The sequence below is a fragment of the Lysinibacillus sp. G1-3 genome (assembly GCF_056322905.1).
In genome coordinates, this window is sequence record NZ_JBWHYQ010000013.1 from 17,493 (window position 1) to 42,595 (window position 25,103).

Here is a 25,103-nt window from a genome sequence, read left to right on the forward strand (position 1 = left end):
TCTTCATTCCTTACTAAACAGTAATTATGGATTTACTATCGAATACCATTAATGAGCCCAAGCATTTGATCTGCTAAAGTGACAGTTCTTGCATTGAATTGATAAGAACGCTGTGTTTGAATTAAATCCGTCATTTCCTTTGAAAGATTTACATTCGACATTTCTAGCACACCGTTCTGCATACCAATTTGCTGACGATTTGCACCTTGTAAATTAGTGACAACTTCAGCTTGCGTATATCCTAACTGAGCTAGGTTATTCGGCAATCCAACATAGGATCCAGAAATGTCCTCCATAAGCTGTGGCTTTTGGAACTCTGTCACCCCTACATTAGTACGAATAAAATCTCCATTTGGATATGATGCCTCTAATACGCCCCCATCACGAATCGCGAAACTTTTTACATTATCCGGTAATGTAATAGCTTGCCCGTTTTCGTTTGCCAATGGATATCCATCTGCAGTTACAACCATTACTGTTCCATTATTTAATGGTGATAAATAAAAGTCACCTTGACGAGTATACACTGTTTTTGTGCCATTTTCACCATCTGGCATTAAAATATTGAAATATTGTTTTGCTTTTGTAAAAGCTAAATCAAGATCTCGACTTGTTGTTTGTAGAGAACCTTGTTTTTGATTAGATTGGATTTGTCCAAGCATTGCACCTGAACCGTAACGGATACCAACAGGTGATTGTCGATCAGCACGATCTTGCTTGTCATTGTTAAATTGCTGATAAAGCAATTCATTAAATGTAGCTTCTTTTGATTTATAGCCCTGTGTATTACTATTGGCAATGTTATTACTAATTGTATCTAGTCTATTTTGTAATTGCCCCATTGTGTTTGTTGCAGTCATCATTGTACGTAGCATGATCAAACGCCTCCTATTCGCCTATTAAACTTTCCCGATTTCATTAGCAGCTTTTTCCATACTGCGATCATAAGCTTGTAACACTTTTTGGTTAGCCTCGAAAGCGCGATATGCTGTCATTAAATCGGTCATTGTGCGACTAGAATCAACGTTTGAGCCCTCTAGATAATTTTGACGCAGTGTAAAGGATACGCCATTGGCACCGTAAGCTGTCGGTAAGTTCTCACCGTTTTCTGTTCGAATTAAACCATTATCCTGTTTACGTAGCATGTTCGGATTCGTTGCATATGATACGCCAACACGAGCTACTTGCTGATCATTAACATAAATTGCTCCGTTCTCATCTAAGCGGAAATCATCATTCGGTAGCTGAATGCGTTGGCCTCTGTCTGATAACACATACAGTCCTTGTGGATTTACTAAATAGCCTTGACCATCTAATGTGAAATTCCCGTTTCGTGTATATGCTTCTCCGCCTTCTGGATGTGCTAAACGGAAGAAAATAGATCCGGTAGTACCATCTGCATTTTGCGGTAAGTTTCCATCGATCAAAGCCATATCTGTCGTGAAATCAGTGCTATAGATTTGGCCTTGTATGTAATTTGGCAATGTTTCTTGCATATAAATCCCTGTATTTAATGCGCCAACTTGGCTCATATATTGAGAACCCGCTTGCTGATTAGCAGGTGCATTCGTTTTTCCTACACTTGACATGAGCATGTCAGGAAATGACCGAATTGTTGATTGGTCTGCTTTAAATCCTGGTGTATTCGCATTTGATAAATTATTACTTAGTAATTCTGTTCGTCTTTGTTGTGCAATCATACCAGTTGCAACTGTATAAAACCCTTTAAACAAAGGACTCACCTCATTATCTTTTTATAAGGATGCGGGAACTCGATCAATATTTTCAAGCATAATTCCTGTACCAATTGCTACACAATCCATAGGTTGTTCAGCAATGAACACAGGTACCTTTAATTCTTCGATTAATAGTTGGTCCATACCGTGTAGTAAAGCACCACCGCCAGTAATAATGACCCCACGATCAATAATATCAGCTGATAACTCTGGTGGCGTTTTTTCTAAAACATTTTTTGCAGATTGAACAATCATAGCAACCGATTCATGTAAGGCACGTTCAATCTCTTCAGAATGAATTGTTATTGTACGCGGTAAACCTGTCACCATGTCTCGACCACGAATATCCATTGAATCGTTTCGGCTACCTTTAAAGACTGTACCGATTGTAATTTTAATGGCTTCTGCAGTACGTTCACCAATTAGTAATTTGTATTCTTTTTTAATATATTGCAAAATATCATTATCAAAAATGTCTCCGGCTACCTTAATGGACTCACTCGTTACAATATCACCCATTGATAAGACTGCAACATCTGTTGTTCCGCCGCCAATATCGACTACCATATTGCCGCTAGGTTGGAATATATCCATGCCTGCACCGATTGCAGCCACTTTTGGTTCTTCTTCTAAGTATACTTTTTTTCCACCTGATTTTTCTGCGGCTTCACGGATAGCCTTTTGCTCAACACTAGTAATGTTCGTTGGACAGCAAATTAAAATACGTGGCTTAGCTAAAAATCCTTTTACATTTAACTTATTGATGAAATGTCTTAGCATGGCTTCTGTAACATCAAAATCCGCAATGACCCCATCTCGTAGTGGGCGAATTGCAGTAATGTTACCAGGCGTACGACCTACCATTTGGCGAGCCTCTTCCCCCACAGCTAATACTTTATTTGTTTTTTTATCAATCGCCACAACAGATGGTTCATTTAAGACGATTCCTTTACCTTTAACGTGTATTAATACGTTCGCAGTTCCTAAGTCAATGCCAATATCTTTCGAAAACATTTTATAATTTCTCCTTCCCGCCATTTCCAACTACAAAAACGTTCATTTTTATCTGTTTATCTAGAATATTCTATCACAACCTATTGGTAATTTCACCTAATTTTAGTGAATAGAACTTCATTCCTTTTAATTATATGAACACTTCATGAAAAGAAGAAATTGTTAAACAATTTTTTCAAGGTCCATCATCAAATAGTTTAAAATGTAATTTTTTAACAAACGTTATGTGAGATTGAAGTGGAGACTGGGCGACTCCTTGGGGATTAGCGTCACAGATGAGACCCTGCAGCGAGCAACGCGAGTGAAGCGGGTAGAGGAACGAAGGCTAAAAGCATCACGTCCTGTGATAACGCCTTCGTGACCAACATCCTGTTGCCCCAACGCCCCCAGGAAGCTTTGCTCTGTGCGAAAGCGTAGCGGCAGCAATTGTTTTATCTGTGCGAAAGCGTAGCGACAGCAACAACAATTGTTTTTAACTGTGCGAAAGCGTAGCGGCAGCAACAACAATTGTTTTTAACTGTGCGAAAGCGTAGCGGCAGCAACAACAATTGTTTTTAACTGTGCGAAAGCGTAGCGGCAGCAACAAAGCGCCCAGTTGGAACGGAAATCAACCCCTCGTTATTGTGAGCAGCTATTTATGAGGAAATGGAAATATGTATCTAGCTTGTCCTTTGCATTTTAAAAAAGAACGAATCATTCATGACTCGCTCTTTCTTTCCACTTGTTTTTCGTTGCCTCTCCTCCGCGAATATGACGTACGGCCTTATGGTAGGCGAGTATTTCCTTTACTTGCTCAGCTAATCCTTCATGAATTGTTGGCAGTCGCTCTGTTAAATCTTTATGCACCGTACTTTTTGAATAACCTGTCATTTTCGCGAGGACACGCACAGTCTCACGCGTCTCAATCAATAATTCACCGAGGCGTATACAGCGCTTCCGAATGTGCTCGTGCACGTTCTTCGTCCTTTCCACACAAATTCACAAATGGCGTTGGCATCAGATGCACGTCTGCGCATTTCTTCACATTATGTGAGGACAAAGCTGTTCAGAACACATTTTACATTTTCACGATAAAATACTGATTTTTTATGCATTTTTTAGTATTCGTTTCTTACATAGAAAATGATCATTTTCATTGTTTAGAAGAAAACAAAATGGCCTATTATCAATTATACCTCGGCATAATTGATAATAGGCACGTTGTTGGGCATAAATTCCTCTATTTCAGCAGCCGCTGAAGTAGGTTAAAAGCCTAGTAATTTTTTCGGATTAATATATTTTCCGTTTTCAAGTACTTCGAAATGCAAGTGAATGCCAGCTGCTTGGTTCCACTCATTGTCAGTCGCTTTTCCTAGTGCTTGACCTTGTGTTACCTCATCGCCTTCTTTGACAGCAATGTCTTTTACAGAGCTATACTGTGTTTCCTTACCATTTGCGTGCTCGATCACAATTTTATTACCTGTAAATGCGTCAAGCTTTACTTGTTTTACTTTACCGCTTAAAGCAGCAAGTACTTCGAATTCTTCACCATTCATAGAAAGAGAAATACCAGAAGATGTCGTAAATGTTTGATTAAATACCATTAGTGCTTTTTCACGTGACTCAGCATTTGCCTCTACATCATAAAACTCTTGTGAAACTTGAATTTTATTAAGATTTGCTTCCTTGAACGGGTACTTCATATTTTCTGTTCTTGCATTAGTTTCAACTACAGGACCTGAATCTACTTCTGCTACTTCTGGTAATGGAGCCTCTTCTACTTTTGATACAAGACTATTGTAACCAAGTAGTATACCTGCTAGCATTAGAGCTCCACCAGCGTAAACAGCTGGCCAAAACCATGGTTTCTTCTGTAATTGAACTTTTTCATCTTGATTTTGAGAAGTTTTACTATTTTTATCCTCTCTCATTTTCATCACCTCTAGTTGCAGTGTGAACAACTAGAAGTTATTTTAAACATGCATCTATCTTTTTTATCTCAATATCTTGATAATAGTAGTGTAAAATTTCGGCAGCAGTTTTCCCATCGCTTGCCATAGCATCTGCTCCATATTGACTCATCCCTACCCCATGCCCGTATCCTTTCGTGCTCACCAACACTTTTCCAGCAGTGGAATTATATGAGATTTTAAAGTCTGTTGATGCTATTCCCAAAAGTGTTCGAACCTCTCGCCCTGACCATATATTTTTCCCTAACTGCATGCGCTCAACACGTCCTGAATCATTTAAAAAGAACTGTACACGGTTGAAATCATTTGCCTGCCATTTAACAGGCCACAATGCATTCCACTCAGCCAATGTCCATTCTTTCATCGCTGCAAACTTTGGTGATGATTGATCCGTATTACTCGCGACGCTTTGTAAATAGGGTACCTCATTGCCACTAAAACCGTAGGCACTTTCTGTTTTCCCATTACTAGTAGAGTGAAACATTGCCGTAATTAATTCATTATTATATAGAAGAACTTGTCCTTTCGTTTCGTTAATAGCCTCGACAATTTTCTTTTCATTCCCCGGGAAATTGCTAGTCCAATTCTCTTTTCTTTGTTCCTTATTGTAAAAAACTTGTCTAGCAACAGTAGGAGCGATAGCTATTTTACCGTAATTTGTCGATTTCAACGCGTAAGTTCTTGCAGCAATAGCCTGTGCCTTTAAAGCTTCTTTTTTAAATGAAACAGGCATTTCTGCAGCTACCACACCAGTCACATACGTTTCTAAAGGGATTTTCTCCGGTTGTCCCTCCACTTCTATGAAGATTTCACAAGCTTGTTCTGTTGTTGTAGGCGCATCCTCAACCGTACGTCTCTCACCAAATGCCACAGGAAGCATATATAATGCTCCAGTCAAACAAATTATGCCTATACTCATTATCCATTTTTTCATAAGGAATAATATGCTGAAACTTTTCAAAATATGCGATTGAGGGCTCTCTTAAAAATCTCTTATAACCATAATGTGAAGTTGATTTCCGTTTCGGCTGGGCGCTTTGTTGTTGCTGTCGCTACGCTTTCGCACAGTTAAAACAATTGCTGCCGCTACGTTACCACTACGCTTTCGCACAGAGCAAAGCTTCCTGGGGGCGTCCGCTGAGCCGCTTTTGGTGCTGCCGCTACGTTACCACTACGCTTTCGCACAGAAAACACCCGCTTCGCTCCAGGATCTTGGGCCAACAGATGTTTTTTGCGCGAAAGCGAAGCGGCAGCAGAGGGTTTGGTTTTGTTTGTGCGAAAGCGCAGCGACAGCAACAGCACCGATGTTGGTCACGAAGGCGTTATCACAGGATGTGATGCTTTTAGCCTTCGTTCCTCTATCGCTAATCCCCAAGGAGTCGCCCAGCCTCCACTCCAATCAACTTATAACTTGACATACGTTTTAAAAACGCTAAATAGCAACTAACATCCTCTTAAATGGTAGAAATACTCTTCTTTTAGCAGCTACATTGTCACCGTTAAGACAGGTTTAGTCCTCTTTCCATCTAATGATTACTAAAAAATCTTCCTATTGCTGCTTCACTATCGTCAGCGTGGATTAAACTATAAAGAAAAAACCCTTTGCTCTTAAGCAAAGGGTTGGGAAATCTATTTAGTTTGTTGGTAATTCTACAGTTGTTTTTTCTTCAACGATAACGTCCTCTACTGGTACACGTTCAATTTGTGCGCCAAGTGAAGCCAATTTGCCGTGGAAATCAACATAACCACGATCTAAGTGATGAAGTTTTGTAACTCTAGTCACACCTTCAGATACAAGGCCAGCTAAAATTAGTGCAGCCGCAGCTCGTAAATCAGTCGCCATTACTTCAGCACCCTGAAGATCTATTGGCCCTTCGATAAACACAGAACGTCCTTCTATTTTAGCGCCGGCATTCATGCGACGGAACTCCTCAACATGCATAAAACGATTTTCAAAAACCGTTTCCGTAATAATACTCGTACCTTCAGCAGTTAACATCAAGGCCATCATTTGAGATTGCATATCTGTTGGGAAGCCTGGATGTGGCATAGTTTTAATATCAACAGCTTTTAATGGTTTAGGAGCGCGTACGCGGATTCCTTCATCTAGCTCAGTGATTTCTACACCCATTTCACGCATCTTTGCAATTAATGCTGTCATATGCTCAGGAACCGCATTTTCAATCGTTACATCACCTTTTGTAATTGCTGCTGCAACCATAAATGTACCAGCTTCAATACGGTCAGGAATAATATGATGCTCTGTTCCATATAATGTATCGACTCCTTCGATACGAATTGTATTCGTACCTGCTCCGATAACACGACCACCCATATTATTAATGAAGTTTGCAAGATCTACAATTTCAGGCTCTTTCGCTGCATTTTCAATTACAGTCGTTCCTTGCGCTAACGCTGCAGCAGTCATGATATTTTCAGTTGCCCCAACGCTAGGGAAGTCCAAATACACATTTGCGCCTTTTAAACGTCCATCTGCCTTTGCCTCTACAAAACCATGACCAAACGAGATTTTTGCTCCCATAGCCTCAAAGCCCTTTAAATGTAACTCAATTGGACGAGAACCGATTGCACAGCCCCCAGGTAAAGCAACACGAGCATAACCATTTCGAGCAAGTAAAGAACCCATCACTAAAATCGATGCACGCATTTTACTTACATATTCAAATTGAGCTTCACTAGAAAGTTCTTTTGTTGTGTCGATATATACTGTATTATCCTCAGGTATATATGTAACAGCCGCATTTAGACTTTTTAGTACTTCATTTATAGTAAAGACGTCTGCTAAGTTAGGGACTTCCTTAATTACATTTTCTCCTTTAGAAGCAAGTAAAGCTGCTGCTAGGATTGGTAACACCGCATTTTTTGCGCCCTCTACGCGTACTTTCCCCTGTAGCTGTTGGCCGCCAGTCACTATTATTTTTTCCACCCTATGTCCCTCCGAATTCAATCTATTAACCTATCAAAATTTTATTTTAAAAAGAAGTATAATGTCATAATCAGTAAACAAACAACTTTATAGTACAACTTTTCTTACGCTCGTTCAAGCGTCCAAATCACTATTTTACGTCATTTTTTAATATTTTGCTATTTATTTATTGTACGCATGATTTTTTTTTTTGTGAATGACCAATAACATGGAAGATAAGCGTAAATTTTTAATATATACCCAAAGATTTGTGAACAAAAACCGAAATCTCACAAATTTCTTTTATTACATATTTCAAAGGACCACATAAATTATGTTATAAAGCCCTGTGAAATATGTAGATTCAACAGCTAACATATAAAAAGTAGTAAGGGCCTCTTAAAATAAATACGGAAGCTTCCCAGACCAATTTGAAAATTGGAGAAAGAAATTTGAAACGGCTGATCCTATTGCCACACTTAATAAAATATAAATTAATTGGACTTGAAATACTTTATTCTTCTTAAAAATCTTTTCTAACATAAACGCTTGTAGCGCATAAAAGGTAATAGCGATAAAAAATATGTGCGATAAAATACCTATTAAAGCTTCCTGCCCTACTGCCCTATATAATTCCATGTTGTTCCTCCATATTCCTTCCTCTAACCACTGTGGAATAATGTTAAAAAACGGACAGATGTTGAATCTGCCCGTTAAAATTTGAATTAGATATTACCCTCATGAACGTTGATACGATTCAACGCACGTTTTAATGCTAGGTCAGCACGTTTGAAATCAATGTTATCTTGTTTATCTTGAAGACGTCCTTCAGCACGTTTAACGGCTTCTTTAGCACGTTTAACATCGATGCTTTCAGCAATTTCAGCAGATGGCGCTAAAATTGAGATTTTTTCAGGGCGAACTTCAATAAAACCACCGCTTAAAGCTACAAGTTCAGTTGAACCGTCTTCTTTTTTAAGCTTCACTGCACCAATTGCAAGTGGAGCGACCATAGGAATATGGCCTGCAAGAACACCGATTTCTCCTGAAGTTGTTTTTGCGATTACCATTGATACTTCAGAATCGTATACTGGGCCGTCGGGAGTGACAATATTGACTTGAACTGTCTTCATATTTTTTCCTCCTCGTCCCTAGTATTAAACCTCTACGCCCATGCTTTTCGCTTTTTCAACTACTTCATCAATAGAACCAACTAGACGGAAAGCATCTTCTGGTAGGTGATCCCATTTGCCATCAAGGATTTCCTTGAATGAGCGAACAGTTTCTTTAACAGGTACATAAGAACCTTTTTGACCAGTAAATTGCTCCGCAACGTGGAAGTTTTGAGATAAGAAGAATTGAATACGACGAGCACGTTCTACTGTTTGTTTATCTTCATCAGATAATTCATCCATACCTAAGATAGCAATGATATCTTGTAATTCACGGTAACGTTGGATTGTACGTTGTACACCAGTAGCGATAGCGTAGTGCTCAGCGCCTACGATTTCAGGTGATAAAGCACGAGAAGTCGAAGCTAATGGGTCAACCGCAGGGTAGATACCCATTTCTGATAATTTACGCTCAAGGTTAGTAGTTGCATCTAAGTGGGCGAAAGTTGTAGCTGGAGCCGGGTCAGTATAGTCATCGGCTGGTACATAAATCGCTTGGATAGAAGTTACAGAACCTTTGTTAGTAGATGTGATACGTTCTTGTAATTTACCCATTTCAGTTGCAAGTGTTGGTTGGTAACCTACCGCAGAAGGCATACGACCTAATAGGGCAGAAACCTCAGAACCTGCTTGTGTGAAACGGAAGATATTGTCGATGAATAAAAGTACGTCAGCACCTTGCTCATCACGGAAGTATTCTGCCATTGTAAGACCAGTTAAAGCTACACGCATACGTGCACCTGGTGGCTCATTCATTTGACCGAATACCATCGCTGTTTGCTTGATAACGCCTGAATCGCTCATCTCGAAGAATAAGTCGTTCCCTTCACGAGTACGCTCACCTACACCAGCGAATACAGAGATACCTGAGTGCTCTTGTGCGATGTTGTTGATTAATTCTTGGATTAATACAGTTTTACCTACACCGGCACCACCGAATAGACCGATTTTACCACCTTTGATATATGGTGCTAATAAGTCTACTACTTTGATACCTGTTTCAAGAATTTCAACTGTAGTTGAAAGTTCATCGAAAGATGGCGCTTCGCGGTGAATTGAATCACGACGAACGTCAGCTGGAATCTCTTCACCTAAGTCGATTACTTCGCCTAGTACGTTGAATACACGACCTAAAGTAACTTCACCAACTGGTACTGAGATAGCTTTTCCTGAATCTGTTACTTCTGCTCCACGTTGTAAGCCATCAGTAGATGACATTGCAATTGTACGAACAGAATCATCACCTAAATGAAGAGCAACTTCTAATGCAAGAATTGTTGGTTCTTCATTAGGACGTTCAATCTTAACTGTTAATGAGTTATAGATTGCTGGTAATTGGCCATTGTCAAATTTTACGTCAACAACTGGACCCATTACTTGAATAACATGTCCTTTATTCATTACTGTGTATCCTCCTATCGTATTCTTATACGACATTGGGAAGCTGGGCCTATTCTAAGGCTGCAGCTCCACCAACGATTTCTGTAATTTCTTGTGTAATCGCCGCTTGACGCGCACGGTTATATTGCAATGAAAGATCTGAAATAAGATCAGATGCATTATCAGTTGCATTTTTCATAGCCGTCATACGAGAAGCATGTTCACTTGCTTTTCCATCTAATAATGCGCCGTAAACTAAGCTTTCCGCGTATTGTGGAAGTAATACTTCTAGAATTGCTTCACCAGATGGCTCAAATTCGTAAGAAGCATTACTGCTAGCAGGTGCAAGATCCGTTAATGGAAGAAGTTTTTTCTCTGTCACTTCGCTAGCAATAGCGCTGACAAAGTGATTGTAGTACATATAAAGTTCATCATACGTACCGTCAATGAACATACCAACAGCTTTACGAGCGATTTCTTTAATATCAGCAAATGATGGTTGGTCCGGAAGACCGATAACATCGCTGATGACATTATGATCACGTTTCACAAAGTAGTCACGAACAACACGACCTACCGCTAGAATCACGTATTCGTCTTTCGATTTATGACGCTCATCAATTGTACGTTGTACTTGACGTAGGATACTTGAGTTGTAAGCACCTGCAAGACCACGGTCAGAACCAATGACTAAGTAAGCTGTTTTCTTAACAGGACGAGCAGTTAACATTGGATGTCCACTGTCTTTTGTCCCTGAAGCGATCGCGCCTACTACGTCCTGGATTTTTTCCATGTAAGGAACGTACGCTTTAGCGTTTTGCTCTGCACGACGTAACTTTGAAGAAGAAACCATCTGCATCGCTTTCGTAATTTGTTTCGTACTCTTTGTAGAATTAATACGACCTTTTATTTCGCGTAAGTTTACCACTGGTATTTCACCACCTTTTGTTTTTTAATCAAGTGACTGCTCGAACTTATTCTGATTTAGCGAAAGTTTTTTTGAATGCATTGATTGCTTCAACGTAATCCGCATCAGGAGCAAGCTCTTTTGTAGTACGAACGTGATCTAAAACGTTTGTGTGGTTTGATTCTAACCAGCTTAAGAATTCATTTTCAAAGCGAACGATATCTTGTACTGGAATATCATCTAAGTGACCTTTAGTTAATGCATAAAGGATGGCAACTTGTTTTTCAACTTTAAGTGGTTTGTTTAGGTCTTGTTTAAGAACTTCAACCGTACGTTTACCACGCTCAAGTTTAGCAAGTGTGATTTTATCTAAATCTGAACCGAATTGAGCAAATGATTCAAGCTCACGGAATGCAGCTAAGTCAAGACGTAGTGTACCCGCAACTTTTTTCATCGCTTTAATTTGAGCAGATCCACCTACACGTGATACAGAAAGACCGGCGTTAATCGCTGGACGTACACCTGAGTTGAATAAGTCAGATTGTAAGAAAATTTGTCCATCAGTAATTGAGATTACGTTAGTTGGGATGTATGCAGAGATATCCCCAGCTTGTGTCTCAACGAATGGAAGAGCTGTAATAGAACCATTTTGATATGTTTCATTTAACTTCGCAGCACGTTCAAGTAAGCGGCTGTGTAAGTAGAAAACATCACCAGGGTATGCTTCACGACCTGGAGGACGGCGTAGAAGAAGTGAAAGTTCACGGTAAGCTGATGCTTGTTTAGAAAGATCATCATACACGATTAAAACGTGCTTACCTTGTAACATGAATTCTTCTGCCATAGAAACACCAGCAAATGGTGCTAAGTAAAGTAATGGAGCTGGTTGAGACGCAGCAGCAGTTACAACGATTGTATAATCTAATGCACCGTGCTTACGTAACGTTTCAACTACACCACGTACAGTTGATTCTTTTTGACCGATAGCAACGTAGATACAAATCATGTTTTCACCGTTTTGGTTTAAGATTGTATCGATTGCTACTGATGTTTTACCAGTTTGACGGTCACCGATGATTAACTCACGTTGACCACGACCGATTGGTACTAAAGCGTCAATCGCTTTGATACCAGTTTGTAGTGGTTCGTGTACTGATTTACGAGCCATTACACCGAAAGCTGGGCTTTCGATTGGACGAGATTTTGTTGTGTTGATTGGACCTTGTCCATCCACTGGTTGACCAAGTGGGTTTACAACACGGCCAATTAGTTCTTCACCAACTGGTACTTCCATGATACGACCTGTACGACGAACTTCATCGCCTTCTTTGATGTCAGCATATGGACCTAAGATTACGATACCAACGTTACCTTCTTCTAGGTTTTGAGCCATACCCATAACACCGTTAGAGAACTCTAAAAGCTCTCCAGCCATGGCGTTGTCGAGGCCATGAGCAAGTGCGATACCGTCACCAATACGGATAACTGTACCAACTTCGCTTACTTTAAGTTCAGATTCATAATTCTCAATCTGTTGTTTAATCAGACTGCTGATTTCTTCAGCCTTGATGCCCATGTATGTCACCTCTCACATTTCTAAATTATTAACCGATTAATTCACGTTTTAAGCGCTCAAGCTTGTTCGCTACTGAGCTATCATAAATATGATTACCGATTTGAACACGAATACCACCAAGAAGTGATGGATCAATTTCGTTTGTAATGTTTAATGTTTGTTTCCCTACAAGTTTCGCAAATGTTGTAGAAATATTAGCGCTTTCTTCAGCAGAAAGTGCACGAGTAGAGAATACTGTTGCATCTGCAGAACCTTGTGCCTGTGCAGCAAGCTCAGCATATGCGTTCGCAATAAGCTTCACTTCGTTTACACGTTTTTTCTCAACAAGTAGTTGAACTGTGTGTAAAACCTCTGGAGATGCACCTGCAAAGATTTCAGCTACCATTTGTTTCTTACGTTCGATAGAGAACTTAGGAGCATTTAAAAGTGTTAAAAAATCAGGAGATTCTTTGACTACTTTTGTTAGCTCGTTTAAGTCTGCTCCAACTTCAGCAAGAATGTTTTTTTGTTGCGCTAATTCAAATAGCGCTTGTGCGTAACGTTTTGCTACAGTTGAATTACTCATCGAGCTTCCCCTGCCTTCGCAATCGTCTCTTCAATTAGAGCACGGTTGTCTGCCTCAGAAATCTCTTTGCTAAGGACTTTAGATGCTGCAAGTACAGATAATGAAACGACTTCATCACGTACAGCTGCAATAGCTTTTTCTTTTTCAGACTCAATTTCACGTAAAGCCGATTCTTTTAAGCGGTTTGCTTCATTGCGAGCTGCAGTAAGAATTTCTTCTTTTTGCATTTCGCCTTGCTTCTTAGCGCCCTCAACAATCGATTGTGCTTCCGTACGAGCTTCTTTAAGAAGGCTCTTTTGTTCTTCTAAATATTGGTGAGAATCTTTGCGAGCTTTTTCAGCTGCTTCGATTTCACTAGCTACTAATTCTTCACGTTGTTGCATGATGCCCATAAGTGGACCCCAAGCGAACTTTTTAAGTAAGAACATTAACAATAAGAAAATGATTAATGTTGCTGCGATGTCACCACCGTTGAAACCGGCACTAGCGCTGCCTAGTACAAGATTATCTAAAAACACGATTGTTTCACTCCCTTCAAGAGCTTTGACTTCAACATAATAAATTAATTAATTACTTGAAAAACTACCTATTTTAAAAAGCTATATTTACACATAGCTTTTATCAGTTCCAAAATGAAGGGCGAAGTTTCATCTAGAGATTTCTGCTTCGCCACTAGAATTCAGTGTAAAACTGAATTATTGTTTGTTCATTACAATGAATGCGATTACTACTGCGATGATTGGTAGGGCTTCAACTAATGCTACCCCGATGAACATTGTAGTTTGAAGAACGCCACGAGCTTCTGGTTGACGTGCGATACCTTCTACTGTTTTTGAAACGATAAGACCGTTACCGATACCTGCACCAAGTGCACCTAGACCGATTGCGATTGCTGCTGCTAATAAACCCATTTGAAAATTTCCTCCTTGGAATTGTTTGTTTTTTTTGTTTAAGCATAAAAATTATGCTTTATATTAATGGTCATCGCTCACTTTATGAGCCATGTAAACCATTGTTAACATTGTGAAGATAAAGGCTTGGATAAAGCCGATGAAAATAGAGAAACCTTGCCATGCCATCATTGGAACAATTGCTCCGATGAATCCAATTGGACCCGTAACAGCTAAACTTGCGATTAAGCCAAGTAAAATCTCACCTGCATAAATGTTACCGTAAAGACGAAGACCTAATGTTAAAGTGTTCGCAAACTCTTCAACGATTTTTAGCGGGAACATGAATGACATTGGTTTGAAGAATGTACCAACATAATGGCCTGTCCCCTTCATTTTAATACCATAGAAATGTGTTAAGGCTAAAATCATTGCTGCAAGCGTCATTGTAACAGTTGGATCAGCTGTAGGTGATTTCCACCAAAGTTGGTGATCATAGACGATAGAGAATGGAAGACCTAATAAGTTAGATACAGCGATAAACATAATTAACGTGATACCCAAAATATGGAATCGTCCACCAGTTTTCCAGTCCATGTTGCTTTTGATGATGTTCTTTACGAAATCCATAATCCATTCCATAAAGTTTTGCATACCTGTAGGTTTTAACTTTAGGCTTCTAGTTGAGATAAATGCGATTAAGAAAACGATTACAGCTGCAACTAGTAACATCATTACAGTTGAAAGGTTGAATGTTAGTTTAAAAAGACCGAAATCAACTACTTTCAATGGAGCTTCATGATTCATTGTTATTTTTCACCTCTCTTTCTAATTTAAAGCACATTAGCGGTTCCTTACACGGGACACAATTCTCTCGACAAAGAGAAAAAGGTACGGAATCATTAGCCCTATGACCGTGCTAATTAAGTGAAAATAGTTTGGCAACGAAATGGCTAGAGCGACTGCCGCTACACCTGACCCAAAGCGGAGCATTGTACCAAGTGAGCCTATTTTCTTCCCTTCACTAATGGATCGATCAAACTTCTCCATACGGCGAACTAAAATCCAAAAATTATACGTACCAAATAATGCACCGATTGCGATGCCCGCAAAAAACGTCTGATAGGGCGTAAATCCCCAGCCTAATGCACAGAGTGCGAGCAAAAAAAATAACGCTCTCTTCTGCATAGCAAAAATGTGATGCAAATCTAGCATTGGTTTATAATCTCCTGAATCATTTTTTCGAGTAAAGAAACATTTGCTGACCACTATGTGAAATCAGAAAAGAGCAGTGAAAAACACTACTCACAGCGGAATAGTAACGGGAGAGCGTCATTTTGAAATTACAGGTGTAAATCCCAAAAAAATCTTACACCCCGAAACGCACAAAACGTTGCAAATCGACAGCTTTTGGTTTGAACTGTCAATTTAGTAGAAACTTGATGTAACAAGTGTTTCAACCTCTATTTACGAATAGAAACCCTTATCATTCTTACCCTTTGTAAGCATACAATAGGAGATATTTGAAGTCAATTAGTAAAGTAGAAAAACTTCACAGCCACTATAGTCTTGACAAATTGTTGACAAATTTGTGTATGGAAATTCATAGTTTCAAAAACACAGTCAACGTTTATGCAAAAAAAAGCTAATTTGCGACACATATATGCTCGCAAATTAGCCCGCCTACCGCAATTAGTACATTAGACTCATTTTTCATTTCTGAAAAGGGATATTACTTGCTTTTTTGTAAAAAATCCAAAAGAGCCTTCACAATATACTCTGAAGCATGTCCATCTCCATAAGGATTTGACGCTTTTGACATAGCTTCATAAGCATTTGTATCTTCTATTAATTGTTTAGCTAGAGAATAGATAGTATCTTCTTCCGTTCCTGCTAGCTTTAGAGTCCCTGCTGCAATACCTTCTGGGCGCTCCGTTGTATCTCTTAGTACTAGAACTGGTTTACCTAATGAAGGTGCTTCCTCTTGGACACCACCAGAATCCGTTAAAATCATATAAGAATTAGCCGCAAAGTTATGGAAATCAAAGACTTCAAGAGGTTCAATTAAATGAACACGCTTATGATCTCCTAAAATTTCATTCGCTATTTCTCGTACAGCTGGATTCATATGAACTGGGTAAACTACTTGTACATCGTCATGCTCTGCTAAAATTCTTGTTATCGCTCTGAACATATGACGCATAGGTTCACCTAGATTTTCACGACGATGTGCTGTTAATAAAATCATACGGTCTGTGCCTATTTTGTCTAAGACAGGATGTGTGTAATGTTCACTTACTGTTGTAGCTAATGCGTCGATTGCTGTGTTACCAGTGACATAGATAGTATCAGGGTTTTTATTTTCATCTAAAAGGTTTTTCTTTGATACTTCTGTCGGTGCGAAATGAAGATCAGCCATAACGCCTGTTAACTGGCGATTCATTTCCTCTGGGTATGGTGAATACTTATTCCAAGTTCGAAGACCCGCTTCCACATGTCCGATAGCAATTTGGTTATAAAATGCAGCTAGACTTGCAATGAAAGTCGTTGCTGTATCACCATGTACTAAAACAATATCCGGTTTTGCTTCTTTCATGACTTTGTCTAAGCCTTGTAAAGCATTCGTCGTCACGTCAATTAATGTTTGACGATCCTTCATAATATTCAAATCGTAATCAGGTGTAATTTTAAATGTTTCTAAAACTTGATCGAGCATTTGGCGATGTTGGGCTGTTACCGTCACAATCGATTCTATTTGCTCAGGATGCTTTTGTAATTCCAATACTAGTGGGGCCATTTTAATAGCCTCTGGTCTCGTACCGAAAATCGTCATTACTTTCCATTTTTTCATCAAAACGATTTGCACCGTCCTTTGTTATATTTGTATGAAAAGTGCTTTACTTCCATTGATCTGCGTCATTTGTGGCAAGATCGAACTTTAATAGAAGTAATTCGCCTAACATACTATGAAACGTCCTTCAATAATGAAGGACGCTCTCTATAGTTATAAGTTTCCTAAAAATTACATACTGAACGAAATTATCAAAAAAGTGTTCAGTATTATTTTGTACCGAATAGGCGGTCGCCTGCATCACCTAGACCTGGGACAATGTAGCCATGGTCATTTAATTTTTCATCAAGTGCAGCAATATAAATATCTACATCTGGATGATGTTTTTGAATTTCTTTTACACCCTCTGGCGCAGCGATTAAGCACATGAATTTAATGCTTTTCGCACCACGTTTTTTCAGTGAGTTGATCGCTTCCACTGCTGATCCACCAGTTGCAAGCATTGGGTCTACAATGATGAAATCACGTTCTTCTACATCTGCTGGAAGTTTTGCATAGTATTCTACAGGTTTTAACGTTTCTGGATCACGATAAAGACCGATATGACCAACTTTAGCAGCTGGAATTAGATTTAATACGCCATCTACCATGCCAATACCTGCACGTAAAATCGGAACAATCGCAAGTTTCTTACCAGAAAGTACTTTTGTCTTAGCAACAGTAACCGGTGTCTCAATTTCAATTTCTTCTACTGGCATCTCACGTGTAATTTCGAATGCCATTAATGTTGCCACTTCGTCTACTAGCTCACGAAATTCTTTAGTTCCTGTATTCTTATCACGAATATAAGTTAACTTGTGTTGGATTAGTGGATGATCAAATACGTATACTTTGCTCAAAGGGATTCTCTCCTAACCGTTCGGATTCATTTTTATCTCAACTAGTATAACAGAAAAAAGGAGTCGTCTCAAAAATAAATTTGGGCCAACTCCTTTTCAAGAATGTTTCCTACATATGCTAGCGATTATTTATCAAGTATTGTATCTACTTGTTCTATTGTCATTGGTTTGTAATAAAAATATCCTTGTCCTACTGTACAGCCTAATGCGCGTAAAATCTCAACTTGCTCTTTGTTTTCAATACCTTCAGCAACCGAAGTCATTCCTAGGTTTAATGCTAATTGAATAATAGATCGGACAATAGCGAGTGTCGCACCATCATCAATAGCATTAATGAAGCTACGATCTATTTTCAATTCAGTAAATGGCAGTCTTTGTAAATAACTTAAAGATGAAAAGCCTGTGCCAAAGTCGTCCACCGAAGTTTTAAAGCCGTAGCCCTTTAATTCCTGGATAATAAAAAAAGCTGTCTGAAAATCAACTAGGCCAATATTTTCCGTCACCTCTAAAATGATATATTTCGGATCAATATCATATTTCCGAACGAGCCCCAATGTATCCTGTACAAAATTAGCATAATAAAAATGATCCGGCGAAATATTGACTGCCACCTTCACTAATTTTTTCCCTAATGTCTTTCGCTTTGCTAACCATGAAAGAACCAACTCTAATATTTGAACATCGATTTCGCGTACCTTTCCTGCACCTTCTGCTACTGGAATAAAGATTGCCGGTGACACGAAACCTAGTTTTGGAGAAATCCAGCGAGCAAGCGCTTCAATACTATGAATTTCACCTGTTCGTAAATCAACCTTTGGCTGCAAATTCACTGAGATCTCTTTATTTTTTAATGCCTGTGCCAAATGGTTTAACACGGTCATTTGCTGCTCAAGTACATCATTTCTTTCTTGCGTAAATATTTCCGTATGAGTACCCGGTTTATTGGCAGCAAAGGATACAGCATTATCTGCAAAGCGAATTGCATCAGCCATTTTGATCTCATCGTTATATAAAGCAATACCCGTTTTTAGCGTAATATAAATGTTCTTACCACCTATAATAAAAGGCTGACGAATAATCTCTTTAATGCGCCTTTCATAATAGAAGAAATCTTCATCAGCTGTTGCATTGGACATGATTAAACTAGAGCTTGTAAATCTAGCAATATATTCGTTACGCTCATACTTCTCTTCATTTAAACGTTTGGCAATTTGTCTTAACAGCTCGTCTCCCGCTTCACGTCCATATAACTCGACAATATGATGGAATTCGCTTGGCTTTAAGATTTTGATGTTACCTTTTTGACTACATTCTTTTTCTACCTTATTTAAAAAACCGTGTCGATTCGGTAGCCCCGTTGTGATATCGACATAGGCTAAATCCCATATCTTTTTTTGTGTTTTTGCATACGAATATGCCAACGCAACAAGAGCACCGATTTTTCGAAACATAAATTCAAAAAACTTCTTTTCATCACCATGTTGCTCTAACAATATTGCAAACAATCCAATTGCTTGCTGTTGTTGATTGTATATTGGCATAAACCACCCAAATGACTTTTTAGATGAATTGGCAAACCTTTTGTATTCTATCGGAATATCAATATCATCCAAATTTTTCACTAGAATGAACGTCTCCCCTTGCATAACACTCTTAAAAAAATCATTATTTTCACAACAATCGGGTAAACCTTTTATTTTATCGTTCCCTCTATAAATCTGTAATTGATTTGCCTCCGTTTTGACAAGTACCATACTTGATATATTCGGCATAAAAAATTCATCTAAACTACTGCAAACAATGCTCATCTTTTTATCAAAGGAATTGTCCTTTTCAATCGCTTCGTACATACCATTCTCAAGGCGCATTAAAAACTCTACGTTGTGATCGTACGTAACATCCTTCACAAGTACTAAAACAAATAATGTTTCATCTTTATTATTTTGAAATGGGAGTGCTTGTACCTCTGCCCAAAAAAGAGGTTTATCGAAGCAACTATGGTGCAATTTTGCTTGTACCAAAACTCCACTATGTATTTTTTGTTTAATCTTTTCAACAGTTGTCTGTTCTTCGTTTGACAACAATGCAAAATAATCGCTATTTATTATTTGCGAACGTGTAGTATTTGTCAGCGTACAAAAAGAATCATTACATTCCAATACGCAATGATTATTTGTCGCATCAAAAATAACGTAGCTTTCTTTAGAATGATCCCCTAACCTACGAATTGTATTTAATAATATTTCATTTTCTATGGACATCGTTTTAGTAACCATACAGCCCCTCCTCCCTCTTACATTGTACATAAAAATTCAATAAATTGTCACTTTTATAAAAAATCCTTTTTTTACAAGGACATTATCTGTCTCACTCTTCTATACTATATCCTTTTATACTAAGTTTATGTAAATAAATTCAAAAATAAAAGTATTTTATTTCCATTCCAGAAAAATAACTTATCCTCGAAACATTTTGTCGAGTTCCATTCCGCAGGCGTCCGCGAGAGTAGCTCGCAGCAGTGCCAATAAAAAAAGCTGTGATTAAAGTGCAAAGTACACTTTAACCACAGCCTTATCTTCTATTAAATTATGCGTATAATGGATGTTTGTCCGTTAAAGCTATTACGCGAGCTTTCGCTTCAGTTTTAACTGCTTCATCCTCTGGATTTTTAAGAACTGTAGCAATAATTGCCCCAACTTCTTTCATGTCTTCCTCATTGAAGCCACGAGATGTTACTGCTGGTGTACCAATACGGATACCAGAAGTTACGAATGGAGATTCTGTATCGTAAGGAATTGTATTTTTATTTGTTGTAATCCCTACTTCATCAAGTGCGTGCTCTGCTACTTTTCCTGTTAAGCCAAGAGATTTCACATTAAGAAGTAGTAAGTGGTTGTCCGTACCGCCTGATACAATTTCAACGCCTTCTGCCATTAATACTTCTGCTAAAGCTTTAGCATTCGCTTTAAGTTGTTTTGCATACTCTTTGAATTCTGGTTGTAACGCTTCACCGAATGCAACAGCTTTTGCAGCGATTACGTGCATTAATGGTCCACCTTGGATACCTGGGAATACAGATTTGTTTAGCTTTTGCTCCCATTCTTTCGAAGCAAGGATTAAACCACCACGTGGGCCACGTAATGTTTTATGTGTTGTAGATGTCACAAAATCAGCGTATGGCACTGGTGATTGGTGCTCACCAGTAGCTACAAGACCTGCGATATGTGCCATATCCACCATGAAATATGCTCCTACTTCATCAGCAATTTCACGGAATTTAGCAAAATCGATTTCACGTGGGTATGCAGAAGCACCCGCCACAATTAGTTTTGGCTTATGCTCTAATGCTTTTTGGCGTACATCTTCATAATCGATTACTTGAGTATCTTTTGTTACGCCATATTCAACGAAATTATATAGAATACCTGAGAAGTTTACAGGCGATCCGTGTGTTAAGTGGCCGCCATGAGATAGGTTCATCCCAAGTACTGTATCTCCTGGTTCTAAAATTGTGTGGTATACAGCCATGTTTGCTTGTGCACCAGAGTGTGGTTGTACGTTTGCATATTCTGCACCAAAAATTTCTTTCACACGATCACGTGCGATATCTTCCACAACATCTACGTGTTCACAACCGCCATAGTAGCGTTTACCTGGATAACCTTCAGCATATTTATTTGTTAGAACAGAACCTTGTGCTTCCATTACTGCTTCTGATACAAAGTTTTCTGATGCGATTAACTCAATATTTGCTTGTTGACGTTTTTTTTCCGCAAGAATTCCGTCTAATACTGCTTTGTCTTGTACTGCTAATTTTTCGTATGCCATGTTTAAAAAAGCCTCCTAAGTATAATCGTTATTTGTATACCACTGTTTTCAAAGGTAATTTTATTTATACACTGCACGCTCTCCGCCAATCAGCTTCGGACGCGTTGTTGCTATTGTCACAACCGCTTCTCCTACCATTCGCACAGAAGTACGAACCGGAACAGCTACTGCCTTTAAATGCATACCAATAAGAGTTTGACCAATATCAATACCTGCATTTGCTTGCACAGCTTCCACTACAACTGGATTTGTAAATTGCGTAAACGCATAAGCGGACATCGAGCCACCCGCAGTACGAACTGGTACAACTGTTACCGGTTCATAACCAAAACGTTCTGCCGTTGTTTCTTCCATAGTAATAGCACGATTAATATGCTCACAACCTTGGAACGCTAGATGTAGTTGATGTTTCTTGGCAAATGCCTGCAACGGCTCAAAAATCGCCTCTCCAATTTCAAGCGCGCCTGCTGTGCCAATTTTCTGACCAATCACTTCAGATGTCGAGCAACCTACGACAAAAATAGTATTCGGTCTTAGGGTTACCTGCTCTTCAAATTCACTGAGTAACTGAGTCAAATGTGTTCGTATTTGTTGTACAACCACTATGCTCAGCCCCTTATTTCTAAATTATTTATATCCCACAGCTAAAAAGCTCTTTGAAGAACTTTCTAGCGTAGGACAAATGTTAACAAACTTAACTGCTTTTTATTGCTCAAGTTCAGCGATTTTTTCAACGCGTCGCGTATGACGACCACCTTCAAAATCTGTTTCAAGCCATACTTTAGCGATTTCACGTGCAAGGCCTGGCCCAATAACACGCTCACCCATTGCTAAAACATTTGAATCGTTGTGGCAACGAGTTGCTTTTGCACTAAATAAATCATGTACTAAAGCACAACGAATCCCCTTAATTTTATTTGCAGCAATAGACATACCAATGCCTGTACCACAAATTAAAATACCTTTATCAAATTCCCCGCTAGCAACACCTTCAGTAACTGGTTTTGCATAATCAGGATAGTCTACTGAATCCGCAGATTGTGGACCAAAATCTTCGTAGCTGATATTTAACTCATCTAACAGCTGCATAATCTCACGACGTAAGTTATTGCCTCCGTGATCAGAAGAAATTGCTATTCTCACTGGGTTCCCTCTTTTCGAAATTATAGTCAACACTAGTGTACCACTTCTTTCCCAAGAATAACATGATTTTTCTTGCATTTTTATGCTGATTTCTCCTGAAAGACGAACATTTCTTGTAAACATTTATAAAATCATTCACTTTCAGGACTGTTTTTCTGTGGATATTGTGAATATCATGTTGATAAATTCGGATAACGGCATTTTGTTGTAATATTCTATCTTCTAAAGTTTGTTTCCTTTTTCAATTACAGTGGACATACTATATCAGTATTTTTTCTATGTATTACCAGTATTTGATGGTGCAGAATGGTTCGGTGAGTAGATGTGGGTGCGGCGGGGTGTGCTGGGGGTGAATTCTTTTTAGGTTGAAGCTTTATCTGACGTTTCGACGGTTTTATCCGCGCTTTCGGCTTTCTATCCACCTTTTTGGCGGTTCTATCCACGATTTTCGACTTTCTATCCAGATTTTGCTGTTCTATCCGGCGCTTCCTCTGTTCTTTCCGTCGGTACTTCTCTTCTTTCCGTCGCTTGGCCGACTATCCTTCGATCATGCTCCGGCGCTCTCCTCTCTTTATCCGTCGCTTCCGCCGTTCTATCCGTCGGTGCTGCTCTTCTTTCCGTCGCTTGACCGACTATCCTTCGATCACGCTTTGCTTTCCGTCGCTCTCCTCTCTTTATCCGTCGCTTCCGCCGTTCTATCCGTCGCTTGGCCGACTATCCTTCGATCACGCTTTTCTTTCCGTCGCTCTTCTCTCTTTATCCGTCGCTTCCGCTTTCTTTCCGTCGGTGCTGCTCTTCTTTCCGTCGCTCTCCTCTCTTTATCCGTCGTTTCGGCTGTTCTTTCCGTCGGTACTGCCAATCTTCCGTCGCTTGACCGACTATCCTTCGCTCCCGCTATTCTATCCGTCAACACCGCTCTTCATTCCATCACTCTCCTCTCCAAAAGCCACCACACACAATCCCCTCACCCCAACAAAAAAACTGTAGCAAACTCAAACCTCATCTGAGTTTATCTACAGTCTATTATCTTCGCATTTAGGCTTGTCTATCGAATTGTTGAATCATTTTGTGTAGTTCTTCTGATTGTTTCTTTAGGCCTTCTGCTAGTTTTTCTACTTGCTCAATGGCGTATGCTTGTTCTTCTGCTGCGCTGCGGACTTCTTGTGCGCTGGCTGACGTTTCTTCTGCGATGGCTGCCACTTCTTGGGATTGATGGGCAGTTGTTTCGATGTTGTGCATTTGTTGTTCGATTAATGAAGAAATTTCTACAATGGCTGTTGCCATTTCGTGTACGCTTGAAGACATGCCTTCTACGGCTGTTGTCGTCTCTGATACGCGAGCAGCTTCTTTTGTCGCAAATGCCACTTGCTGATTCATTTGTTTGACTACAACCTCAACGTTTTGTTGCATTGATTGAATAAGAGTTGTAATGCCTTGTACTGCTTTCGCACTTTCATCCGCTAAGCCACGAACTTCTTCTGCTACAACAGCAAACCCTTTTCCATGTTCTCCAGCACGCGCTGCCTCAATAGAAGCATTTAACGCTAGTAAATTTGTTTGTGCTGCAATATCGCCAACTAGGCTAATGATGCGTTCTACCTGACCAGCGTTTTCCTCTAGAAGATGAATGCTTTCTAATGCCTCATTATTGCCAGCTGCAATTTGTTGAATACTATTTACTAACGTTTCGATTGCATTTGTTGTTGTCGTTAAATTATGTAGAATCTCTTTGGATTGCGTTGCTGATGCTTCTGCTCTACTATTGACTTCTGTAGCTAGGGCTCGTACATCTTCAATTGCTTCGGCTGTATCTTGGACTGCCGTTGCTGATGTCTCTGCACCAGAAGAAATATGCTTTACTGTAGAAGCAATATTCTCTGCTTTTTTTGTTGCAATAGCAGCTTCATCAGATAGTTGGATAATTGATTGATTAGTTTGCTGGAAGTTACTATCTATGCTTTCCACCATTCCTCTTAAGTTTAACACCATTTGTTGGAATGCCTCTGCGACAGAACGAATTTCATCACTTGTTTTCGGCATTTCTACATCCTGTCCAATTTTTCCTTCCGCTACTCGAGAAGCTGAATTTTCGAGCTGTTGTAAAGGTTTAATTAAGATTACACTGAAAATTGCAGCCAAAATGCCTGACCATACTATCCCTGACACATAAGTAAAAATTTCAAACAGTTTACGATTGATTTCTGGGAAAAAGGTAGGTTGTAAATATTCGATAAATATAAAACTAATACTGTAAGTGATTAGTGCAAGAAAACTAACAAATAATACTAGTTTAAATCGTAAACCAAACTGCTTTTTCATAGCGACCC

Annotated in this window: 25 protein-coding genes; 1 reads left to right on the forward strand and 24 read right to left on the reverse strand. The window is 39.2% G+C overall.

Annotated elements, in window-relative coordinates:
- Nucleotides 1-35: 35 nt before the first annotated feature.
- The 23 genes from ACVYAD_RS14970 to rpiB all read right to left on the reverse strand — a co-directional run bounded on the left by ACVYAD_RS14970 (nucleotide 36) and on the right by rpiB (nucleotide 22,776).
- Nucleotides 36-875 carry a flagellar hook-basal body protein gene (locus tag ACVYAD_RS14970; protein WP_349660620.1) on the reverse strand — a complete coding sequence of 280 codons (840 nt, stop codon included), beginning with the start codon at nucleotides 873-875 and terminating at the stop codon, nucleotides 36-38.
- 24 nt (nucleotides 876-899) lie between these two features.
- Nucleotides 900-1,733: a flagellar hook-basal body protein gene (locus ACVYAD_RS14975; protein ID WP_349660621.1), complete on the reverse strand. Its 834-nt coding sequence runs from the start codon at nucleotides 1,731-1,733 to the stop codon at nucleotides 900-902.
- Between the two features lie 21 nt (nucleotides 1,734-1,754).
- Nucleotides 1,755-2,750 carry a rod shape-determining protein gene (gene mreB / locus ACVYAD_RS14980; RefSeq protein WP_079559421.1) on the reverse strand — a complete coding sequence of 332 codons (996 nt, stop codon included), beginning with the start codon at nucleotides 2,748-2,750 and terminating at the stop codon, nucleotides 1,755-1,757.
- 693 nt (nucleotides 2,751-3,443) lie between these two features.
- Entirely contained in the window at nucleotides 3,444-3,704 is a 261-nt protein-coding gene (locus ACVYAD_RS14985; RefSeq protein ID WP_079559420.1) for a sporulation transcriptional regulator SpoIIID, read from the reverse strand.
- 290 nt (nucleotides 3,705-3,994) lie between these two features.
- On the reverse strand, nucleotides 3,995-4,660 hold the full coding sequence (locus tag ACVYAD_RS14990) for a M23 family metallopeptidase (protein WP_349660622.1): 666 nt from the start codon (nucleotides 4,658-4,660) through the stop codon (nucleotides 3,995-3,997).
- A 37-nt stretch (nucleotides 4,661-4,697) separates the two neighbouring features.
- On the reverse strand, nucleotides 4,698-5,633 hold the full coding sequence (gene spoIID, locus ACVYAD_RS14995) for a stage II sporulation protein D (protein ID WP_476427001.1): 936 nt from the start codon (nucleotides 5,631-5,633) through the stop codon (nucleotides 4,698-4,700).
- A 699-nt stretch (nucleotides 5,634-6,332) separates the two neighbouring features.
- Complete coding sequence (murA, locus tag ACVYAD_RS15000; protein ID WP_386829510.1) at nucleotides 6,333-7,646, reverse strand: UDP-N-acetylglucosamine 1-carboxyvinyltransferase; 1,314 nt, start codon at nucleotides 7,644-7,646, stop codon at nucleotides 6,333-6,335.
- 378 nt (nucleotides 7,647-8,024) lie between these two features.
- A complete protein-coding gene (locus tag ACVYAD_RS15005; protein ID WP_476427002.1) occupies nucleotides 8,025-8,264 on the reverse strand; it encodes a DUF1146 family protein in 240 nt (79 codons plus the stop codon).
- Nucleotides 8,265-8,350: 86 nt separating this feature from the next.
- Nucleotides 8,351-8,758: a F0F1 ATP synthase subunit epsilon gene (locus tag ACVYAD_RS15010; protein WP_079559415.1), complete on the reverse strand. Its 408-nt coding sequence runs from the start codon at nucleotides 8,756-8,758 to the stop codon at nucleotides 8,351-8,353.
- 24 nt (nucleotides 8,759-8,782) lie between these two features.
- The gene (gene atpD / locus ACVYAD_RS15015) at nucleotides 8,783-10,198 is read right to left on the reverse strand and encodes a F0F1 ATP synthase subunit beta (RefSeq protein WP_323654278.1); all 1,416 of its coding nucleotides are present in this window, start codon (nucleotides 10,196-10,198) and stop codon (nucleotides 8,783-8,785) included.
- A 49-nt stretch (nucleotides 10,199-10,247) separates the two neighbouring features.
- Entirely contained in the window at nucleotides 10,248-11,105 is an 858-nt protein-coding gene (gene atpG, locus ACVYAD_RS15020) for an ATP synthase F1 subunit gamma (RefSeq protein WP_323654277.1), read from the reverse strand.
- 46 nt (nucleotides 11,106-11,151) lie between these two features.
- Nucleotides 11,152-12,660, reverse strand: a complete 1,509-nt coding sequence (atpA, locus tag ACVYAD_RS15025; protein ID WP_323654276.1) for a F0F1 ATP synthase subunit alpha — start codon at nucleotides 12,658-12,660, stop codon at nucleotides 11,152-11,154.
- A 28-nt stretch (nucleotides 12,661-12,688) separates the two neighbouring features.
- Nucleotides 12,689-13,225, reverse strand: a complete 537-nt coding sequence (locus tag ACVYAD_RS15030; protein WP_349660627.1) for a F0F1 ATP synthase subunit delta — start codon at nucleotides 13,223-13,225, stop codon at nucleotides 12,689-12,691.
- Nucleotides 13,222-13,743 (reverse strand): F0F1 ATP synthase subunit B, encoded by a 522-nt coding sequence (gene atpF, locus ACVYAD_RS15035; protein WP_476427003.1) that lies wholly within the window; start codon nucleotides 13,741-13,743, stop codon nucleotides 13,222-13,224. Before atpF ends, ACVYAD_RS15030 begins: the two co-directional genes overlap by 4 nt.
- A 177-nt stretch (nucleotides 13,744-13,920) precedes the next feature.
- On the reverse strand, nucleotides 13,921-14,136 hold the full coding sequence (gene atpE / locus ACVYAD_RS15040) for a F0F1 ATP synthase subunit C (protein WP_400936011.1): 216 nt from the start codon (nucleotides 14,134-14,136) through the stop codon (nucleotides 13,921-13,923).
- Between the two features lie 63 nt (nucleotides 14,137-14,199).
- Nucleotides 14,200-14,922: a F0F1 ATP synthase subunit A gene (gene atpB, locus ACVYAD_RS15045; protein WP_476427004.1), complete on the reverse strand. Its 723-nt coding sequence runs from the start codon at nucleotides 14,920-14,922 to the stop codon at nucleotides 14,200-14,202.
- Nucleotides 14,923-14,958: 36 nt separating this feature from the next.
- Nucleotides 14,959-15,330 (reverse strand): ATP synthase subunit I, encoded by a 372-nt coding sequence (locus tag ACVYAD_RS15050; protein WP_476427006.1) that lies wholly within the window; start codon nucleotides 15,328-15,330, stop codon nucleotides 14,959-14,961.
- 517 nt (nucleotides 15,331-15,847) lie between these two features.
- Nucleotides 15,848-16,969, reverse strand: a complete 1,122-nt coding sequence (gene wecB / locus ACVYAD_RS15055) for a non-hydrolyzing UDP-N-acetylglucosamine 2-epimerase (RefSeq protein WP_349660631.1) — start codon at nucleotides 16,967-16,969, stop codon at nucleotides 15,848-15,850.
- A gap of 206 nt (nucleotides 16,970-17,175) precedes the next feature.
- Nucleotides 17,176-17,805 carry a uracil phosphoribosyltransferase gene (gene upp / locus ACVYAD_RS15060; RefSeq protein WP_079559406.1) on the reverse strand — a complete coding sequence of 210 codons (630 nt, stop codon included), beginning with the start codon at nucleotides 17,803-17,805 and terminating at the stop codon, nucleotides 17,176-17,178.
- A 125-nt stretch (nucleotides 17,806-17,930) separates the two neighbouring features.
- A complete protein-coding gene (locus tag ACVYAD_RS15065; protein ID WP_476427008.1) occupies nucleotides 17,931-20,081 on the reverse strand; it encodes an EAL domain-containing protein in 2,151 nt (716 codons plus the stop codon).
- 310 nt (nucleotides 20,082-20,391) lie between these two features.
- Nucleotides 20,392-21,633, reverse strand: a complete 1,242-nt coding sequence (glyA, locus tag ACVYAD_RS15070; protein WP_349660633.1) for a serine hydroxymethyltransferase — start codon at nucleotides 21,631-21,633, stop codon at nucleotides 20,392-20,394.
- 60 nt (nucleotides 21,634-21,693) lie between these two features.
- Nucleotides 21,694-22,236, reverse strand: coding sequence for a TIGR01440 family protein (locus tag ACVYAD_RS15075; protein WP_349660634.1), 543 nt, complete (start codon nucleotides 22,234-22,236; stop codon nucleotides 21,694-21,696).
- Nucleotides 22,237-22,338: 102 nt separating this feature from the next.
- Nucleotides 22,339-22,776, reverse strand: coding sequence for a ribose 5-phosphate isomerase B (rpiB, locus tag ACVYAD_RS15080; RefSeq protein ID WP_079559803.1), 438 nt, complete (start codon nucleotides 22,774-22,776; stop codon nucleotides 22,339-22,341).
- Nucleotides 22,777-23,141: 365 nt separating this feature from the next.
- On the opposite strand from rpiB, the gene ACVYAD_RS15085 reads away from it, so the two are divergent.
- Nucleotides 23,142-23,783, forward strand: a complete 642-nt coding sequence (locus ACVYAD_RS15085; RefSeq protein ID WP_476427010.1) for a hypothetical protein — start codon at nucleotides 23,142-23,144, stop codon at nucleotides 23,781-23,783.
- A gap of 28 nt (nucleotides 23,784-23,811) precedes the next feature.
- Here the strand turns inward: ACVYAD_RS15085 and ACVYAD_RS15090 are convergent, their stop codons facing one another.
- Complete coding sequence (locus ACVYAD_RS15090) at nucleotides 23,812-25,095, reverse strand: methyl-accepting chemotaxis protein (RefSeq protein WP_349660636.1); 1,284 nt, start codon at nucleotides 25,093-25,095, stop codon at nucleotides 23,812-23,814.
- Nucleotides 25,096-25,103: the final 8 nt, after the last annotated feature.

Excerpts from the sequence above, each read along its gene's own strand:
- ACVYAD_RS14970 (WP_349660620.1), bottom strand. The coding sequence starts at position 875 with ATGCTACGTACAATGATGACTGCAACAAACACAATGGGGCAATTACAA.
- mreB (WP_079559421.1), bottom strand. The coding sequence starts at position 2,750 with ATGTTTTCGAAAGATATTGGCATTGACTTAGGAACTGCGAACGTATTA.
- ACVYAD_RS14990 (WP_349660622.1), bottom strand. The coding sequence starts at position 4,660 with ATGAGAGAGGATAAAAATAGTAAAACTTCTCAAAATCAAGATGAAAAA.
- spoIID (WP_476427001.1), bottom strand. The coding sequence starts at position 5,633 with ATGAAAAAATGGATAATGAGTATAGGCATAATTTGTTTGACTGGAGCA.
- ACVYAD_RS15005 (WP_476427002.1), bottom strand. The coding sequence starts at position 8,264 with ATGGAATTATATAGGGCAGTAGGGCAGGAAGCTTTAATAGGTATTTTA.
- ACVYAD_RS15010 (WP_079559415.1), bottom strand. The coding sequence starts at position 8,758 with ATGAAGACAGTTCAAGTCAATATTGTCACTCCCGACGGCCCAGTATAC.
- atpD (WP_323654278.1), bottom strand. The coding sequence starts at position 10,198 with ATGAATAAAGGACATGTTATTCAAGTAATGGGTCCAGTTGTTGACGTA.
- atpA (WP_323654276.1), bottom strand. The coding sequence starts at position 12,660 with ATGGGCATCAAGGCTGAAGAAATCAGCAGTCTGATTAAACAACAGATT.
- ACVYAD_RS15030 (WP_349660627.1), bottom strand. The coding sequence starts at position 13,225 with ATGAGTAATTCAACTGTAGCAAAACGTTACGCACAAGCGCTATTTGAA.
- atpE (WP_400936011.1), bottom strand. The coding sequence starts at position 14,136 with ATGGGTTTATTAGCAGCAGCAATCGCAATCGGTCTAGGTGCACTTGGT.
- atpB (WP_476427004.1), bottom strand. The coding sequence starts at position 14,922 with ATGAATCATGAAGCTCCATTGAAAGTAGTTGATTTCGGTCTTTTTAAA.
- ACVYAD_RS15050 (WP_476427006.1), bottom strand. The coding sequence starts at position 15,330 with ATGCTAGATTTGCATCACATTTTTGCTATGCAGAAGAGAGCGTTATTT.
- ACVYAD_RS15065 (WP_476427008.1), bottom strand. The coding sequence starts at position 20,081 with ATGGTTACTAAAACGATGTCCATAGAAAATGAAATATTATTAAATACA.
- glyA (WP_349660633.1), bottom strand. The coding sequence starts at position 21,633 with ATGGCATACGAAAAATTAGCAGTACAAGACAAAGCAGTATTAGACGGA.
- ACVYAD_RS15090 (WP_349660636.1), bottom strand. The coding sequence starts at position 25,095 with ATGAAAAAGCAGTTTGGTTTACGATTTAAACTAGTATTATTTGTTAGT.